We start from the raw sequence: 16,671 nt of genomic DNA, 5'->3' as shown, positions 1-16,671 counted from the left end.
TTGCCGACCGTCTGCCGCGACCGCAAGCTATCACGTTGCGTTGCGACCATACGTGGCTTTCGCGTTACGCTGGAAGTGTCACGTACAACGCGATCAAGGAGATGTCATGGCCAATGCCGAGGTGCTACAAGAAGGAACGTTGCATTGTTTCCCCAGCGGCCTGCGTGATGAGAAGGGCAAGCTGGTCAACATTGAAGTATCCGCCGTGGTCTATGATGGCCAGCGTCTGATCCTGGCCAGCGACAAGCCGATTCCCGGTGACGCACGTTCGGCTGTCTTCTCTGTTCCGATCACGGCTGCCGGTCCCGATGATCGCGGCCTGGAGTACTTCACGGCGGATGCCATCAAGCGGGCAGTCAAGTACGAGGACTTCGCATTGACTGCCGACGGTCGCTACGTGTTGGCGACCACCGGATTCGATCGCATCGACATGGAAAGCCATGCGCTCAATGCCTACAACCATTTATTGATCTGGCCGCTGGGCGAGCCCGAGCGGGTGCAAGTGGTCGACCCCGACCCGCGCGACGGTGTCGAGGGCTCGTTGGAGCTGCGTAACAAGCTGGACGGCGCCATCGGTTATCCGTATTACAAGATAGAAGGACTGGCGGCGATTCCAGGGGAGCGTGGTGATGGGCTACTGCTTTTCGGCGTGCGCGAACAAGGCTATTCGCATGAAGACTTCGACTATGTGTGTCGTGTCGTGGGGGCGCACTACACCCTCAATGCCCAAGGTAATCTGGTGTTCGTCGACAGGCTACGCGAGTTCTACCGCTTCTTTCCCCAGCAGCAGCCCGAGGTGCGCTATGACTGCGGCCTGTCGAGCCTGGAGTACGATCCCCATCACCAGCGCCTGTTTCTGTTGACGAGCTTCGAAGTCGAGGACGCGGAAGAAGAGCGCATAGGCGGTTACCTCTGGGTGGTGTCACTAGAGGACTTCGCGGCGGGTAAAGCGCCGACGCTGGTTCGCACGATGGCTGGAGACGCCCTGGAATTCGAACACAAGGCAGAAGGTTTGGCGATTCTGGATAGCGAGCGCTTGTTCGTGGCCTACGATAACGATCGCGACATGTCGTTGGGCAGCATCGATGAACGTGACGAGCGCCACGCCTGTGAGGCACCGTACACCACCTTGCGGCTTACCTGATCACCTGAGGTCGAGTTCGTCTCTCCAGCGCTGTACGGCGATCTCGTCCTTGAGCATGTCCAGCGTTTCGATCAATACTTGCTCGGTGACGCGGTCGGTGCGCTGGTCGACGTATAGCCAAGCATCGATGCCGCTGCCGGCCAGATCACCGATAAGACTCTTGAAACGCGGCGAACGTAGTCCATCGATCGCCTCGTGGACCACGCGGCTGGCGACGTCGCTCAGGCTGCGTTCCATGGCATGGGCCACGTGCTCGCCCATAGGCAGGCGTCTCAGCCGGGCGAGTTCCTGGTTCTCATCGAGCGTGCGGGTGACCAGGGCCGCCACGTAGCGATGTACTTCCTGATGGTTCTCGGCATAGCTTTTGTCGACGGTGGTTTCGAGACGCCGGGCGATCTCGTCGACAAGCGCCTCCTTGCGTGGCTGGATTACCTTTTCCGAGAGTCGTTTGGTGAAGTCGTCACTACGTTGGACTTCCTCTTGCAGGCTGCTCAGCAGGCGTGTCGCCACGCGGTCGGAAAGCTCCTCCATGAGCACGCGGTAGTAGCGTTCGAAGAAGGCATAGAGACGCCAGCGGCGGATGTCGATCGCCCCCAGGCGCTGCAATCGAATCAGCAGCGAGATGAGACGCAGTACACGCAAGATGCGGAAGCCGCTGACCGGAATGCACCCCAGCACGTCGTACCAGTGCACGAATGGATAGAAGAACCAGCGTGCGTAGCGGCGTTCGGCGATGGCCACCGCCCAGCCAGCCAGAACATCGAGCAGGAAGATGCTCACGAAGGCCAGGTCGATTGTCATGAAACGCTGGTGAATGGCGCTGTCGTAGGCCTGATGGAGGCCCGGCGCTAGTGCTTCGAACCCGGCATTCAGAGGTGGCAAGAGAAACAGGCTATCGACGAGAAGCAGCAACAGATTAGCTGAGACCAGCACCACGATGGCGATGTCCCAGGCGAGATAAAGGCGATCACGCCGGCGTGAGCCAGCGGTGGAAGGTGCGCTCATCAAGTTCTCCGTCGGTAGCGCCATGCGTCCTGCGCATGGTCACGCTATCAGTTTCCCGGCGTCGCGTCAGGGTGCCTCACGGGTCGCGTTGAGATGCGCCTGGGTGCGCTGTTCTTCCTGTTCCTCTTGCTTGCGCATGTTCTTGCGTAATTTGGCTTTCTCGAAGCGCAGCTTCTGCAATGGCGTATCGAGTTGTAGCTGTGGCACGGGGTTGGGATGACCTTCGCCATCTACCGCGACCATGGTCAGGTAGCAGCTGTTGGTGTGGCGAATCACGCGATCCTGGATCGACTCGGCGATGATCTTGATGCCGATCTCCATCGAGGAATGCCCGACATAGTTGACCGAGGCCAGAAAGGTGACCAGCTCACCCACGTGGATGGGTTGCTTGAAACGTACCTGGTCCACCGACAGCGTCACGACATAGGAACCGGCGTAGCGACTGGCGCAGGCGTAGGCGACCTCGTCGAGCTTTTTGAGAATCGCGCCGCCATGCACCTTGCCGCTGAAGTTGGCCATGTCGGGCGTCATCAGCACCGTCATGGTGAGTTCGTGTTGGCGGGAGAGGTCGTCGGTCATGCGGGCTCCATTGAACGATGCGTAACTGGCAAATGTGTACCACGTTTCATGCGTGATTGTCCGCGTGTCCAGAGACCTGGGGCTCAGCCCAGCGCGTGCGCCGGTAGTGCAGGTAGACGGCGGCGAGACTTGCCGAGCGCACTAGGGTGAATACGGTGAAAGCGAGCCATAGGCCATGATTGCCCAACGGTTGCGTGAACCACCACACCGGCAGGTAGACGGCGAGCGCCAGCAGAATGGTATCGCGCATTTCGCGGGTTGCGGTGGCACCGATGAAGACGCCATCGAGCAGGTAGCTCCACACCGCGATGGCCGGCATGGCGATCATCCAGGGTAGATAGTCTCCCGCCGTGGCGCGCACGTCGGGAAGATCGGTGAGCATGGCAATCACATAGTCGCCGCCAAAGAAAAACGCTGCCATGGCGACGCCGGCGGTCATCAGTGAGAATCGCGCGGCGGCACGCACCGAGGCGCCGAACAGCGGCCAGTCACGGCGCCCTACGGCACGGCCGGTCAAGGCCTCGGCAGCGTGGGCGAAGCCATCCAGCGCGTAGGACGTGATCATGATGAATTGCATCAGCACGGCGTTGGCGGCGAGCACCGTATCGCCCTGACTGGCGCCCTGAGCGGTGAAAAAGGCCATGGCGAACAGCAGCCCCAATGTCCGCACGAACAGATGCCGATTGACCTGGAAAAGCTCGGAGTAGGCGGCAAGGCGTAGCAGTCGCTGGCGCAAAAAGTGTCCCTGAAGCAGCTTCAGTTGACGTGCCACCAGCCACAGGCCGACGGCCAGCGCAGTATAATCGGCGATCACCGTGGCCCAGGCGACGCCGTCGCTGGTCATTCCCAGGCCGACCACGAATACGAGGTCCAGCACGATGTTGACGCTGTTGGTCAGTACCATGATCGCCAGCGTGACTCGCGAATTCTGCTGGCCGAGGAACCAGCCGAGAATCGCGTAATTGGCCATCACCGCCGGAGCCGAGAGGATGCGGATATGCGCGTAACTCGCCGCCAGTGACATGGCGGCCTCGCTACCGTCGAGCAGGTAGAGGCCGAAGGCGACGAGCGGTTCGGCGAGCAGGATCAGTATGACGCCGATGCTCAGCGCCAACAGCAACGATTGCCCCAACAGGTTGCGTATGTCGCTTTCGTCCTCGCGTCCCATGGCCTGGGAGGTGAGGCCGGTAGTGCCCATACGCAGGAAACCGAATCCCCAGTAGAGAAAGCCGAACAGCGTGGCGCCAAGGGTGACGGCGGCCATGTAGCGCGAATCCGGCAGGTGCCCGACCACGGCGGTATCCACCAGGCCTAGCAATGGCACAGTGATGTTGGAAAGAATGATCGGCCAGGCGAGTGGCCAGATGCGTGTCGGGGAGCGTGAAGTGGACACGGGATTCCGTTGTTTGCGTTGGACGTTTACGCCTGGCGAGCCGTCCGCGAGACATGAAAAGAGCGCAGGGGCACGCAGACTGCCCTTGCGGGCTGTCGATGTTCGACGCCGTGTATCGTGCCTGGCCGCGCTCAGGCGGCGGTAATCAACCGGTACTTGTGCATGAGCTGGTCGTGGGTTTCGCTGCGTTCGGGATCGAGGGGAATGCAGTCGACCGGGCACACCTGCTGGCACTGGGGCTCGTCGAAATGACCGACGCACTCGGTGCACAAGTTGGGGTCGATGACATAAATCTCCTCACCCTGGGAAATGGCGCCATTGGGGCACTCGGGTTCGCAGACATCGCAGTTGATGCACTCATCGGTGATCATCAGGGCCATGGTAGTGTCCTCTACTGCGTCTCGGGCGACGAGGAGTCCGGGGCGAAATGCCGGCTCAGAGCATCGACCACGCAGGGATGCACGAGCTTGGAGACATCTCCCCCGAGACGCGCGATCTCGCGCACGATGGTGGAAGAAATATACGAGTTCTCGATCGCAGGCGTCAGGAACAAACTCTCGATATGAGGTGCCTGGGCCCGATTCATATTAGCCAATTGTAACTCATATTCAAAATCGGATACCGCTCTCAATCCGCGCAGGATAATGCGTGCGTTTTGCTGATCCAGCAACTGCGTCAGCAGTCCGCTGAAGCCGAGGACAGTGACGTTGTCGAGCTCGGCGGTGATCTCTTCGATCAGGGCGACGCGGGTCTCCAGCGACAATGCGGGCTGCTTGCGCGGACTCGCAGCCACCGCCACCACGACCTTGTCGAACATGCGCGCGGCGCGTTCGATCAGATCGTAATGACCATGGGTGACGGGGTCGAAGGTACCGGGATAGACCACGATATTCATGGGTGCATCCTGTGTCGAGATACCAACAGGGTAGTGGTTGCCCATGGTCGGCAGCAATCATGCCGCCGACCAGGCATGATTATTGCAGTTGGCCGTAGGGGTTATCGACCGCCAACGAGACCGGCTGATCGAAGCCGGGGATATGCAGCGAGTCGCGCGTCATCGAGAGTTCCGATCCTTCGAGAACGCCTTCGCCGAAGCGGTAGGTGACCTCGAAATGGCCGCTGTCGGATGTCGCCAGGTACGCCTTGGAAGCGGCCAGGGTCGTTTCGCGACGTTGCTTCCAGTCGTCGATGGCGCGTTGGCCGTGGCGCTGGGCCAGCAGGCGTTCGGTGGCGGCCGGCGAGATGACCAGGCCGGTGGCGTTGTTGCCGCCGAACCCCTTGGCATTGATGAACGCCGCATCGGCCTCGAAGGGAACCGAGTCGCGGAAGAAGCGCAGGCGCTCGGTAAAGACGTCATCGGCCACTGCATCGAGGGTGAAGATACCGGGAATGATACCGTGGGCGAAGGTACCCAGTGCGCTGGCCATCTGATCGCCCGCCGCACCGCCTTGCGAATGGCCGACGAATGCCTTGACGGCGGTCACTGGCCACGACTCGATGCCATGCGCGCGCGCCACCATGTCGAATACATGTGACTCGGTAGTGCGGTTCTTCGGCGTGCTGGTGCCGTGCGCGTGTAGATAGCTGCGATGGCGTACTGCCTCCTCGCCGAGCATATCGCTGGCAAGACTGACCGCCTTGGCCAAAGTGATGTAATTGCCGATGCCCGGCGCGGAGATCGAGCGCTTCCAGCCATCGGCGTTGACGAAGACGCCTGGCACGGCGCCGAGAATCTGCGCGCCGGTTTCCAGCGCCAACGCGTCATCCATCAGCAACAGGAACTGGGTCGACTCGGAGATGGTGAAGCCGCAGTTGCGCGCGAAGGGGCGACACGCACGCTGATAGTCACTGTCGGTGAGCAGCGTCAGGGCGTCGAGCGCCTTGAGGCTTTCGTCGTCGGCCAGCGCCCCCATGGCACGGAAGCCCTCGACGATCTCCGGGGTGATCGGTGCATCGCTGGTGCCCACCATGACCACCCGGCGCCGGCCACTGCGAATGTCCTCGAGGCCCAGGCGCAGGTTGTACAGAAAGCTGGCGCAGGCGCCTAGCGCTGCGCCAGTAGCGCCGACGCTGCCCAGCACATAGGCGTTGAGGAAGTCGGCGGGCATTTGCCCATAGCCCAGCGGCATCTGCTTGGAGGTGGCGCGCGCGCCGCTGACGAAGCTTTGCAGCAGACCGCCCCAGCCTTCGGTGTCGAGCTGGCCGATGGAGTTGCCGGCATACACGGCGATGGCGTCCGGATCGAGACGGTTGCGCAGCGCCGCCCAGTCGAGGCCGCTCTGGCCGAGGCAGTCGGAGGCGCCGAAGATAGTCATCGCCAAGCCGCGCGGGTGGTGCACGCTGCGATACAGCGTGTCCGGCGAAAAGCCGCTGGGCAGTTGTCCGGCCGAGCGTACCTGGGCGCTGCGACGTTCAGGAAGCAGCACGTCCAGCGCTCCCGGCGGGACCACGACTTCGACCATGCGTTTGTCGATCTCGCGCACCTGCCAGGTGGCCGGCACGTCGTTGGGAAGCTGGCGGCGGCGCACGCGAAAGGTCAGCTCGGCATCGAGGTTGAGTTGTGCGGCGCGATTGGCGGGGAGGCCTTCGCTGCCGAAGCGCTCGTCCTCGATGCGGCGAATCAGGGTATGATCGAGCACATGTTGGCGATAGCGTTCGACGACGTCGGCGTCGTCGAGAATCTCGCCCTGAGGGTCCTGCCAGCCGCCGCTTTCGACGCGCGAAACGAGCTGCATCATGGCGGCCAGGGCGAGAATGGTTTGTGCCTGAAGGGTATCGGGCAAAGCGTCGAGAATCGTTCGGCGATAAGCTTGGTGGCCCGAGGTTCTGCCGGCGGCGTTAACACCGCCCATGCCGACGATCACCGGTAACTGTGACAAGCCGCGTTCCTCGTAATGCTGTGGATGACGATGCGTCCTGATGTGTGACCGGCACGCGTCGGCCGGGTGTGTTGCGTCCTCCCGCGCCATAGGGCGCATGGAGTCTTTATAAGTCTGGGCAAGGATGATAGCACCCGGGTGCGAGCGGCGTCATGCGAACACTGTCCGATAAAGGGGAAATGCCACCGATGACGTATCAGCCTTATAGGGCTTTTTCAGCGGCAGGTCTTTATGAGGGCGCTAATGCGCCGCTTGGGATACTTCTACGGGCCGAGGACGTGTACGGGGCGAGGTCGTGATGCTCGGTCAGGCTCGGGAGTCTGCTAGGATAGTATGCCGTTCAGTCGTTCAGTCGTTTAAAGAGCCGTCCATGCATGCCAATTCCCGCGCCATTGTCACCCAGCAGACCGCGCCGCATGAGGAACTCTCCCGGCGTGTGTCGCGGGCGCTGACGTATCCCTGGCGAAAGCCGTTGGCATCGCACACGCGTATTGCGTTCGGCGCGGCGCGGGCATGGTTGCAGGAGCAGTACAGGCCGTTGATTCTCGACGCAGGCTGTGGCGTGGGACTTTCCACCCGACGTCTGGCTGCGCGTTTTCCCGATCATGCGGTGATCGGCATCGACCGTAGCGCCGATCGCCTTTCACGCGAGTATGGCGAGTTGCCCGACAACGCCTTGCTGGTACGTGCCGATCTGGTGGATTTCTGGCGTTTGGCGCTACAAGAAGGGTGGCAGCCGGCACGTCATTATCTGCTCTACCCCAATCCGTATCCCAAGGCAGGGCATCTCAAGATGCGCTGGCATGGGCACCCGGTGTTCCCGGCACTGGCGGGTCTCGGCGGCGAACTGGAAGCGCGCTCCAACTGGCGGCTCTATCTCGAGGAATTGGCCCTGGCGCTGGCACAGGCCACGGGACGCGAGCCGCATCTCGAGCCCTGCGAGCCGTCGGGCGAGTATCTCACGCCCTTCGAACATAAGTACCATGCCAGCGGCCAACCACTCTGGCGTCTCAAGGTGACGCTGGCGTATCGTCCCGAGTTGCTACCCACCTAGGGGAAAGCTGGCACAGACCTTCAGGAGACCGAGTATGGTGTACGTGTTTCTGGCCCTCGCGATCATCGCCGAGGTCGTGGCGACCAGTGCGCTCAAGGCGTCTCAGGAGTTCACGCGGCTATGGCCGAGCGTGACCGTTGTCGTGGGCTATGCATTGGCGTTTTACATGCTCACGCTGGCGCTTCGCGATTTGCCGGTGGGCATCGCCTATGCGTTCTGGGCCGGACTTGGCATCGTGCTGGTCACGCTGATCGGGGTGGTCGTGTATGGCGAGAAACCCGATTTACCCGCGATTCTCGGTCTAGGAATGATCATCGCCGGGGTTGCCATCATTCAGGTGTTTTCGCGTATGTCCTCGCATTAGGCGCTACCTGAAATGTGCCCACGCACGGTCGGGCGTCGCCATCGCACTCGATGAGGTGTCCTGCTAGCCTGGCGTACGATGTACGTTCGTCCAGGGAAGGAAAAATCTCATGCTGAGTAGGCTGCTCCATTGCCGACGTCTGCGCTCCTCGCAGCGTGTAGGACGTCGTGTGCTCGTGCTTCTTGTCGTGATGGGTTTGCCGTTGGTCGCGCAGGCCGATGGCTTCGATAATCTCGCCACACTGGTCGATAAAGGCTTCGTGATCGGCGCGCAGGCGCAGTTGTTGGGGAGTGGCGAAAGCCTAGGGGCGATCCATCCCACGCGGCGGCTGTCGCCGGCCTCGGTGACCAAGCTCTATACCGCCGCCGCAAGCCTCGACCGCTGGGGGCCTCAGCATCGTTTCACCACGCAGTTGATGGCCACCGGCAACGTCGATGCTCAGGGCGTTTTGCATGGCGACCTGGTGCTCGATGGTGGCGGTGACCCGGCGCTGACCAGCGAAAACCTATGGCGTCTGGTACAGCGCTTGCGCGAACGCGGCGTGCGCGCCGTCGAGGGCCAATTGGTGGTCAGTCAGTGGCGCTTTGGTCCGGTGACCTGCGTGACTACCGACCGTTGCGAGGCGCGCTCGCGCTCCGACAACGCCTATAGCGCCTTGTTGTCTTCGGCGGCAGTGAATTACGGCAGCTGGTGCAATCGGGTCAAGCCCGGCACGTCAGTGGGCGACGCGGCTTCCATCAGCGATTGCGCGACGGTAGCACCTCTCACACGCCTCGATAATGAGGTCAAGACCGTGGCGCACGGCGAGGACACACGCCTGAGTGCTGAGCGCATCAGTAGCGAGCGCGGCGACACGTTACGTATCAGTGGGCAGATCGCGCGCGATAGCTACTCGCGCGAAATCTATCGCGGCAGTTCCGATCCCGCCGAACAAACCGCCAAGACCTTGATGGCATTGCTCAAGCAGGCAGGAGTCGAGGTCGAAAGCTACGCCACCAGCACGACACCGCCGCCGACCACGGCCAAGCGCTTGGCGGCGGTGGATGGCAAGCCGCTGCAGGAATTGCTGCTGCGCATGCTCAACTATTCCAATAATTTCATGGCCGATACTCTGGCACTTGACCTCGTCGCCAAGCCGCGCGCCGAGCTTCAGGACGGCGCCGATGAGCTGATGCGCTTCGCCCAGGAGCTTCCGGGCCAAGGCGTGCCGACGCTCGCCAGTGGCAGTGGCTTGACTCCCGAGAATCGTGTCTCGGCCCGTGATCTCAACGCTTTGTTGGAGGCGATGTACCACCGCTCGGCGCTGTTTCCGACTTTCGTGGCCGGTCTTCAACTGCCGACCAACGGCCCCATGCATTTCATTCGTCGAGGCAGCGATATTTTCCAGCAGCACGTCATGCTCAAGACCGGCACGCTCAACGAGCCGGTCACGGTGCGCGCGGTGGCTGGCTACTTCCGTACCCAAGCCGGGCGTTGGGGTAGTTTCGCCGTACTGGTCAACGGCACCGAGCAAACGCCGTATCTCGCCTGGCGGCAGACTCTACCGCTGGTGGCGGCGGATTTGACGGAAATGATCAATTCACACTGACACCGCGCTGCATTAATCAATTCGTTTAGCGACGCGGGTCGATGAGCACGCGCCCGTGGGTGCGGCCTTCGAGCATGGCCTGGGCCCGATCGGTCACGTCGTCGAGGCCAATTTCCTCGACCTGCATGTGCGAAAGCAAGGCGTTGGGCAGGGCGGCGATGCGTTGCCATGCCGCGCGGCGCCGCTCGAACGAGATATACACGCTGTCCACGCCGAGCAACGACACGCCGCGCAGTATGAAAGGCATCACCGTGGTCGGTAGTGCGGCATCGCCCGCCAGTCCCACGGCGGCGACCTTACCTGAGTAGCGCATTTGTGCCAGGAGACTGGCCAGGACCTGGCCACCGACGGTATCCACGGCGCCTGCCCACTGCGTCGATTCCAGCGGCCGGCCGCGGGCTTCGAAGTCGGCGCGGGGCAGAATGGCGTGGGCACCAAGCGCCTCGAGCCAGTCATTCTGCTCGGGTTTGCCGGTGATGGCGTGAACCTCGAAACCTTCATGGACGAGGATCGACACGGCCCAACTGCCCACGCCACCGCTGGCGCCGGTCACCACGACCGGTCCGTCGCCTGGGCCGAGGCCCGCTTCTTTCAGTCGCATGACACTGAGCATGGCGGTGAGTCCGGCGGTGCCGAAGAGCATTGCCTGGCGCGTGCTCAGCGGTTGCGGGCAAGGCACTAGCCAGTCGGCATCGACGCGCATGGCCTCGGCGAAACCGCCCCAATGACGCTCGCCGACGCCCCAGCCGGTGAGGATTACGCGGTCATCGGCGGCGAAGCGCGTATCCGTGGAATCCGTTACCGTGCCGGCGAAATCGATCCCCGGCACCAATGGATAGTCGCGCACGATCTTGCCCTGGCCGGTGACCGCCATGGCGTCCTTGTAATTGAGGTCCGAATCATCGATCGCGACGCGTACCGCGCGTTGCGGCAACTGGTCTTCATCGAGGGTTTCGAGGCGAGCGCGGGGAGTGTCGTCATGGAGCATGAGTGCACGGGGCATGGAGGACTCCTGCGAATTCGGGTGAGGGCGCTGTGGTGAGCGCGAGAACATTAGCCTAGCGTTGAGTCGTGAGTGTCGACAACGCGACTTTTGCGGGATACCGTCCGTCATTCGCGTGGCGTTGCCTGGAGCTGCCCCTTTGTTACCATTTCAAGTCGCCGTGTGCGTTGCCGTCCTGGCCGTTGCGTGATCGGCCATCGAGAACTCCTTCACTGAGGAAAAAGCGCGATGAAATCCCGCCAGACCGGCTTGCACCATTTGATCAATTCCACGTGCTATTCACTCAAGGGACTGCGAGCCGCGTTTCGCAATGAAACGGCGTTTCGTCAGGAGGTCGGCATCTGCGTGGTACTCTTGCCATTGGCGTGGTGGATCGGTGCCACGCCAGTGGAATGGCTGCTGCTCGTGGGCAGTGGTGCGCTGGTACTGATCGTGGAATTGCTCAACAGCGCCGTGGAAACCGTCGTCGACCGCATCGGTCCCGAGCATCACGAGCTGTCCGGCCGGGCCAAGGACATCGGCTCGGCGGCGGTTATGATCTCGCTGATCATGGCGAGCCTGACCTGGGGCCTGCTGGCCTGGCAGAAGTTCCTCGGCTGAGCCATACAGTTGGCGACGCTGTGCTGGTTACCCTTCAACGTCCGTGCGAGGTGCGCTATGTCGCGACGCGTCGGTTTTGGATTACTCGGCGTATTGGTAGTGGCTGCCGTGCTTGTCCCCTATACGCTGCTGCGTGATGTTCAGGCCTGGTACGGCAGTATGCTCTTTTGGGGACTGACCGGTCTAGCCGTGCTCGTTCTCAATCTGCTCGTTACCGCCGATTTCAAGGAGAAGTGAGGATGTCGTCGACGCTCGTGTGGACGTCGGTGCTGGTGTATGTCGTCGTCGCCCTGGGCGTGGCATGGCGCTCACGCGAGCGCGGTCCCGGCGGGACGCCCGACATGGCGCACTATTTCCTCGGCGGGCGGCGCATGGGCGGGTTGGTGTCGGCGCTCAGCTACAGCGCGACGACCTACAGCGCTTTCATGATGGTGGGGTTGGCCGGGCTGACCTATGCCGGCGGTGTCGGGGCGCTGGGCTTTGAAACCGTCTACTTCGCTGGTGTCTCGTTGGTGGCAATCTTCGGGCCGCGCTTCTGGGCGGTGGGCAAGGCATTCGGGTTCGTCACCCCCAGTGAGATGCTGGGACACCGCTACGGGAATCGTGGCGTGGCCTTGGCCACGGCGCTGGTCAGCAGCCTGTTCCTGATCCCTTATGCGGCGGTGCAACTGGCGGGCGTGGGGTATCTGCTGAGCGGGATGACCGACGGTGCCATCGACTTTACCACCGGCGTGGCGGTCGCCACCGTGCTGGCGCTGGTGTTCACCTTCATCGCCGGGATTCGCTCGGTGATGTGGACCGATGCCCTGCAGGCATTGTTGATGATCGTTGCCTCGACGGCCGTGGCGCTGCTGGTAGTGGTCTCGTTGGGCGGCTTCGAGACGCTGTTCGCGACCCTCGCCGATGAGCATCCCGAGGCGCTTACCGTGCCGGGATCGGGCCTGTTCACGCCGGCGACTTTCCTCGGCCTGACGATTCCCTGGTTCTTCTTCAGTCTTTCCAATCCCCAGGTCAGTCAGCGTCTCTTCATGCCGGCCTCGCTCAAGGCCATGCGCCGCATGCTGCTGGGCTTTCTGTGCTTCGGCCTGATCTATACCGCTGTCTCGGTACTGTGGGGCTTTTCGGCGCTGATCGCATTCCCCGACTTGGAGAATTCGGATCTTGCCACGCCGACCCTGCTGGCCTCCACGCACGTACCGCCGTTACTCGGCGTGCTGGTGATGGTCGGCATCCTGGCGGCGGCGGTCTCGACCATCGACTCGATCATGCTGACGCTCTCGTCGATGCTGTCGCGGGACGTCTATGCGGTGGCACGCAAAGGCAGCGACGAACGCCGCCAGCTATGGGTCGGCAAGGCCGTATTGCCGCTGATCGCGCTGTTGGCGCTGGCCTTTGCCGAGTTGCGCCTGGATCTGATTGCGGTGCTTTCGGTTGCCGCCTCGACCGGCCTGGTCGTCACCGTACCGGCGCTTGTCGGCGCCTTTTTCTGGCGTGGCGGCAGTGCGGCGGGCGCCCTGACCAGCATTCTCGGCGGCGGTGTCTGCGTCGTGACGCTGTATATCAGCGGCGCTAAGCCACTGGGCTGGCCGCCGGGCATCTGGGCGCTACCGGTGGCGTGCGTACTGTTCGTGGGCATCAGTTTGCTCAGCACAGCGCCGCGTCAAACTGCCGAGGCGTTCATCGCCGCCGCCGAGCGTGGCTTGCCATGGCGGCGCTGAGGGTCGCCTGCCTGTAGCTTCCAAGCGAGTGGCTCCGCTAAGCTGGGAGATATCACGCTTGCCCCGGCGTTAGGTGCCGGGATGTTCCAGGAGAGTGCATCATGGCCCTGCCCGAAGGATTCCTGCCCGACGCCGATATTCCCGCACCGTTGAATGAGGCGCTGGGCGAGGCCACCGAGCGGCTCGACGATGCGTTGTGCCTGGCCGACCGCGCTGCCCAGGCGAAGCGCTCGACGAGCGATGCGGACGCGGATGCGAATGTTGATGCCGAAGAGACGCCGAGTGCCACTTGGCTGGCGCTCTCGGATGTGCGTCGTGCCGAGCTGGCGCGGGTCGTGGCGCTCTCCGACTTCGCCACTGAGACGCTGGCTCGCGACCCTGACTGGCTACCTGTGCTGGATGCCGAGGGCGAACTGGATGAGTCGCCGCCGCGCGAGGCCTGGGAAGCGGAGCTCGCCGAGCGCCTGGAGGCCGCCGAAGATGAAGCGACCATGCAGGCCGCAGTACGCCGCTTCCGGCGGCTGCGCATGCTGGGCATCGTATGGCGTGACCTATGCCGCGCGCCGCGTGGCCAGGGCGACGAGGCTGGCATGTGGGTCACGGCGCGTGATGTCAGCAGCCTGGCGGAAATCTGCCTCGACGGCGTGCTGGGCTGGCTCGAACACTACTATGCGCCGCGCTGGGGACAACCGGCTCTGCGCGCCGACGGTACACCGCAACGCTTGGTGGTGCTGGGCATGGGCAAGCTCGGTGCGGGCGAGCTCAATCTGTCCTCGGACATCGACCTGATCTTCGCCTTCGCCGAGGAGGGTGAGACTGAGGGCGGCCGTCGGACGCTCTCGCATCAGGAATATTTCACCAAGCTGGGCCAGAAGCTCATCGGCGCGTTGGACGCGGTGACCGACGAAGGCATGGCGTTTCGTGTCGACATGCGTTTGCGCCCGCTCGGCGACGGCGGGCCGTTGGTCGGCAACTTCGCCACGCTGGCCAGCTACTATCAGGATCAGGGGCGTGAGTGGGAACGCTACGCCATGCTCAAGGCGCGCCCGGTGGCCGGCGATCTCGAAGCGGGCGCTGAGCTGCTGGCCTCGCTGCGGCCGTTCGTGTATCGCAAGTACCTGGACTTCGGCGCCATCGAATCGTTGCGCGAGATGAAGCGGCTCATCAACCGCGAGGTCAAGCGCAAGGGCATGGCCGACAATATCAAGCTCGGCCCTGGGGGTATCCGCGAGGTGGAGTTCGTGGTCCAGGCGTTCCAGTTGATTCGTGGTGGGCGCGATACCGAGCTTCAACTGACCTCGCTGGCGGCAGCACTACGTTGCCTGACGGATCTGGAGCTTCTGCCGGGTGAGGTGACCGATGCCCTGCGCACCGATTACGCTTTTCTACGCGATCTCGAGCATGCCTTGCAGGCCCAGAAGGACCGCCAGACTCAGACCTTGCCGGACGATAGTCTGGGACGCGAGCGCTTGGCGCTGGCGCTCGATATGGCCGACTGGCCGGCGCTCGTGGCGCGTCTTGACGAGGCGCGAGGGAGGGTGCGTGAGCATTTCGATGCCGTTATCGCGCCGCCCGAGGAGGAAGACGATGAGGAGAACGTCTCCGAGGACGCCTCACACGAGGAATTGGGCGCGCTCTGGCGTGAGGAGCTGACTCTGGCGGAGGCCCGCGAGACGCTGACGACGCTGGGGTTCGAGACGCCCGAGGCTACCTTCAAGCGGCTTGCCGGTTTGCATCGTTCGCGCGCCGTGGCGGCCATGCAACGCATCGGTTTCGAGCGTCTCGATGCCTTGATGCCGCTGCTGCTCGAAGCCGTCGGCGAGAGCCACGCGCCAGATGTCGCGCTCGAACGCGTCTTGCCACTGATCGAGGCGGTGCTGCGGCGCACTGCGTACCTGGCATTGCTGCGCGAGAATCCCGATGCGCTGCGTCAGTTAATTCGTCTGTGCGCCGCGAGCCCGTGGATCGCCGAGCAATTGGCGCGCCATCCCGTGCTGCTCGATGAATTGCTGCACCCCGCCACGCTGTATTCGCCCGCCGACAAGGACGAGCTCGCCGATGAGCTGCGCCAGGCCCTGGCGCGCATACCCGAAGACGACGAGGAGGGGCAGCTCGACGCGCTGCGTATCTTCAAGCACGCCCAGGTGCTGCACGTTGCGGCCTCGGATATCGTCGGCGCGCGGCCGCTGATGAAGGTCAGCGATTATCTCACCTTCATCGCCGAAGTGATCCTCGAGCAGGTACTGGCGATGGCCTGGAAGCAGGTGACGCGCAAGTACGGCCGACCCTCGCGCCGCCCCGGTGAGTGCGAGAGCGACGAGGCCAACTTCGCGATCATCGGTTACGGCAAGTTGGGTGGCATCGAATTGGGCTATGGATCGGACCTGGACCTGGTGTTTTTGCACGACGCCGATCCCAAGGGCGCCACCGACGGTGCCAAGGCCCTCGACAATGCGGTCTTCTTCACGCGCCTCGGGCAGCGCGTCATCCATTTGCTGACGGCCATGACGCCCAGCGGCGCGCTGTACGAAGTGGACATGCGCTTGCGTCCCTCGGGCAATGCAGGGCTATTGGTGACGACGCTCGACGCCTTCGCCGACTATCAGCACCAACAAGCCTGGACCTGGGAGCACCAGGCGCTGGTGCGCTCGCGTGCCATTGCCGGCAATGCGGCGTTATGCGAGCGCTTCGAGGCGGTGCGACGTGAGGTGCTGGGTCAGGCGCGCGACCCCGACACACTGCGCGGTGAGGTCGTCGCGATGCGCCGCAAGATGCGTACCCACCTGGGGAGCAGCGATCAGGCCGGACGCCAGGGCACGTTTCATCTCAAGCAGGATCCCGGCGGCATGGTGGATATTGAGTTCCTCTGTCAGTACGCGGTGCTGCGGCTGGGCGATGAAGCGCCGGAAATGCTTGCCTTCAGCGATAACATGCGCATTCTCGAAACGCTGGAGGAAAGTGGCCGGCTTCCCGCCGAGCAGGCCCGCGAGCTGCGCGAGGCGTATCTCACGTATCGCGGCATCAGCCATCGTGCCTCGCTGGCCAAGGCCGGGAGCCAGGTCGAGATCGCCGATATCGACGCTCATCGCCGCCGGGTCCGCGCCATTTGGGCGCAGTGGATGGAGGAAGAGGACGCGTCTCGGTAAGTACCACGAGAAACAAACGGTTACTTTTCGTGCTCATGATAACTCGGTAAATGGTTAGTACGACAAAAGTTGGGGATTGATCATTCGTGTAGAGGTTTTATAGTCCGCCTCCGGCGATGGCCTACGTGCCATCGCCGTTTTGTTTCGCTACCCGCCCACAAGGCGCGGCGAATGTCAGGCACAACCTGAAAGTTCTCA

The 16,671-nt window shown here is 62.9% G+C and carries 15 protein-coding genes; 8 read left to right on the top strand and 7 right to left on the bottom strand.

Going from position 1 to position 16,671, the window contains the following annotated elements; all coding sequences use genetic code 11:
* The first annotated feature begins 106 nt into the window (after positions 1-106).
* Positions 107-1,144, top strand: coding sequence for a hypothetical protein (locus OP495_RS11235; protein WP_280569251.1), 1,038 nt, complete (start codon positions 107-109; stop codon positions 1,142-1,144).
* Here the strand turns inward: OP495_RS11235 and OP495_RS11230 are convergent, their stop codons facing one another.
* The 6 genes from OP495_RS11230 to OP495_RS11205 all read right to left on the bottom strand — a co-directional run bounded on the left by OP495_RS11230 (position 1,145) and on the right by OP495_RS11205 (position 6,973).
* The gene (locus OP495_RS11230; RefSeq protein ID WP_280569250.1) at positions 1,145-2,149 is read right to left on the bottom strand and encodes an ion transporter; all 1,005 of its coding nucleotides are present in this window, start codon (positions 2,147-2,149) and stop codon (positions 1,145-1,147) included. It lies immediately after the preceding gene.
* 66 nt (positions 2,150-2,215) lie between these two features.
* Complete coding sequence (locus tag OP495_RS11225) at positions 2,216-2,728, bottom strand: acyl-CoA thioesterase (RefSeq protein ID WP_280569248.1); 513 nt, start codon at positions 2,726-2,728, stop codon at positions 2,216-2,218.
* Positions 2,729-2,774: 46 nt separating this feature from the next.
* Positions 2,775-4,121 carry an MATE family efflux transporter gene (locus tag OP495_RS11220; protein WP_280569246.1) on the bottom strand — a complete coding sequence of 449 codons (1,347 nt, stop codon included), beginning with the start codon at positions 4,119-4,121 and terminating at the stop codon, positions 2,775-2,777.
* Positions 4,122-4,252: 131 nt separating this feature from the next.
* On the bottom strand, positions 4,253-4,501 hold the full coding sequence (locus tag OP495_RS11215) for a YfhL family 4Fe-4S dicluster ferredoxin (RefSeq protein ID WP_280563565.1): 249 nt from the start codon (positions 4,499-4,501) through the stop codon (positions 4,253-4,255).
* A gap of 11 nt (positions 4,502-4,512) precedes the next feature.
* Positions 4,513-5,016, bottom strand: coding sequence for a pantetheine-phosphate adenylyltransferase (gene coaD, locus OP495_RS11210; RefSeq protein ID WP_280563564.1), 504 nt, complete (start codon positions 5,014-5,016; stop codon positions 4,513-4,515).
* 79 nt (positions 5,017-5,095) lie between these two features.
* Positions 5,096-6,973 (bottom strand): beta-ketoacyl synthase N-terminal-like domain-containing protein, encoded by a 1,878-nt coding sequence (locus tag OP495_RS11205; RefSeq protein WP_280563663.1) that lies wholly within the window; start codon positions 6,971-6,973, stop codon positions 5,096-5,098.
* A 397-nt stretch (positions 6,974-7,370) separates the two neighbouring features.
* Between OP495_RS11205 and OP495_RS11200 the strand changes: the two genes are divergently transcribed.
* The 3 genes from OP495_RS11200 to dacB all read left to right on the top strand — a co-directional run bounded on the left by OP495_RS11200 (position 7,371) and on the right by dacB (position 10,006).
* Positions 7,371-8,054, top strand: coding sequence for a methyltransferase domain-containing protein (locus OP495_RS11200; protein ID WP_280569244.1), 684 nt, complete (start codon positions 7,371-7,373; stop codon positions 8,052-8,054).
* A 34-nt stretch (positions 8,055-8,088) separates the two neighbouring features.
* Positions 8,089-8,418 (top strand): SMR family transporter, encoded by a 330-nt coding sequence (locus OP495_RS11195; protein ID WP_097022158.1) that lies wholly within the window; start codon positions 8,089-8,091, stop codon positions 8,416-8,418.
* Positions 8,419-8,527: 109 nt separating this feature from the next.
* Positions 8,528-10,006 (top strand): D-alanyl-D-alanine carboxypeptidase/D-alanyl-D-alanine-endopeptidase, encoded by a 1,479-nt coding sequence (gene dacB / locus OP495_RS11190; RefSeq protein ID WP_280569242.1) that lies wholly within the window; start codon positions 8,528-8,530, stop codon positions 10,004-10,006.
* A gap of 25 nt (positions 10,007-10,031) precedes the next feature.
* Here the strand turns inward: dacB and OP495_RS11185 are convergent, their stop codons facing one another.
* Entirely contained in the window at positions 10,032-11,009 is a 978-nt protein-coding gene (locus OP495_RS11185) for an MDR family oxidoreductase (RefSeq protein ID WP_280563561.1), read from the bottom strand.
* A 228-nt stretch (positions 11,010-11,237) separates the two neighbouring features.
* Here OP495_RS11185 and OP495_RS11180 point away from each other — a divergent pair, with 228 nt between their 5' ends.
* From OP495_RS11180 to glnE, 4 genes are all read left to right on the top strand, one after another.
* Positions 11,238-11,609, top strand: coding sequence for a diacylglycerol kinase (locus OP495_RS11180; protein ID WP_280569241.1), 372 nt, complete (start codon positions 11,238-11,240; stop codon positions 11,607-11,609).
* 57 nt (positions 11,610-11,666) lie between these two features.
* Entirely contained in the window at positions 11,667-11,846 is a 180-nt protein-coding gene (locus tag OP495_RS11175) for a hypothetical protein (RefSeq protein ID WP_280569239.1), read from the top strand.
* 2 nt (positions 11,847-11,848) lie between these two features.
* Positions 11,849-13,327: a sodium:solute symporter family protein gene (locus OP495_RS11170; RefSeq protein ID WP_280569237.1), complete on the top strand. Its 1,479-nt coding sequence runs from the start codon at positions 11,849-11,851 to the stop codon at positions 13,325-13,327.
* A 101-nt stretch (positions 13,328-13,428) separates the two neighbouring features.
* Positions 13,429-16,473: a bifunctional [glutamate--ammonia ligase]-adenylyl-L-tyrosine phosphorylase/[glutamate--ammonia-ligase] adenylyltransferase gene (glnE, locus tag OP495_RS11165; protein ID WP_280569235.1), complete on the top strand. Its 3,045-nt coding sequence runs from the start codon at positions 13,429-13,431 to the stop codon at positions 16,471-16,473.
* Positions 16,474-16,671: the final 198 nt, after the last annotated feature.

Source organism: Chromohalobacter sp. 296-RDG, assembly GCF_029889885.1.
Classification (GTDB): domain Bacteria; phylum Pseudomonadota; class Gammaproteobacteria; order Pseudomonadales; family Halomonadaceae; genus Chromohalobacter.
Note: the sequence above shows the minus strand (reverse complement) of the source record. Positions and strands in the feature narration are given on the sequence as shown.

Excerpts from the sequence above, each read along its gene's own strand:
- OP495_RS11205 (WP_280563663.1), bottom strand. The coding sequence starts at position 6,973 with ATGGGCGGTGTTAACGCCGCCGGCAGAACCTCGGGCCACCAAGCTTAT.
- OP495_RS11185 (WP_280563561.1), bottom strand. The coding sequence starts at position 11,009 with ATGCCCCGTGCACTCATGCTCCATGACGACACTCCCCGCGCTCGCCTC.
- OP495_RS11175 (WP_280569239.1), top strand. The coding sequence starts at position 11,667 with ATGTCGCGACGCGTCGGTTTTGGATTACTCGGCGTATTGGTAGTGGCT.
- coaD (WP_280563564.1), bottom strand. The coding sequence starts at position 5,016 with ATGAATATCGTGGTCTATCCCGGTACCTTCGACCCCGTCACCCATGGT.
- OP495_RS11180 (WP_280569241.1), top strand. The coding sequence starts at position 11,238 with ATGAAATCCCGCCAGACCGGCTTGCACCATTTGATCAATTCCACGTGC.
- OP495_RS11230 (WP_280569250.1), bottom strand. The coding sequence starts at position 2,149 with ATGAGCGCACCTTCCACCGCTGGCTCACGCCGGCGTGATCGCCTTTAT.
- OP495_RS11235 (WP_280569251.1), top strand. The coding sequence starts at position 107 with ATGGCCAATGCCGAGGTGCTACAAGAAGGAACGTTGCATTGTTTCCCC.
- OP495_RS11195 (WP_097022158.1), top strand. The coding sequence starts at position 8,089 with ATGGTGTACGTGTTTCTGGCCCTCGCGATCATCGCCGAGGTCGTGGCG.
- OP495_RS11200 (WP_280569244.1), top strand. The coding sequence starts at position 7,371 with ATGCATGCCAATTCCCGCGCCATTGTCACCCAGCAGACCGCGCCGCAT.
- OP495_RS11215 (WP_280563565.1), bottom strand. The coding sequence starts at position 4,501 with ATGGCCCTGATGATCACCGATGAGTGCATCAACTGCGATGTCTGCGAA.
- glnE (WP_280569235.1), top strand. The coding sequence starts at position 13,429 with ATGGCCCTGCCCGAAGGATTCCTGCCCGACGCCGATATTCCCGCACCG.
- OP495_RS11225 (WP_280569248.1), bottom strand. The coding sequence starts at position 2,728 with ATGACCGACGACCTCTCCCGCCAACACGAACTCACCATGACGGTGCTG.
- OP495_RS11170 (WP_280569237.1), top strand. The coding sequence starts at position 11,849 with ATGTCGTCGACGCTCGTGTGGACGTCGGTGCTGGTGTATGTCGTCGTC.
- dacB (WP_280569242.1), top strand. The coding sequence starts at position 8,528 with ATGCTGAGTAGGCTGCTCCATTGCCGACGTCTGCGCTCCTCGCAGCGT.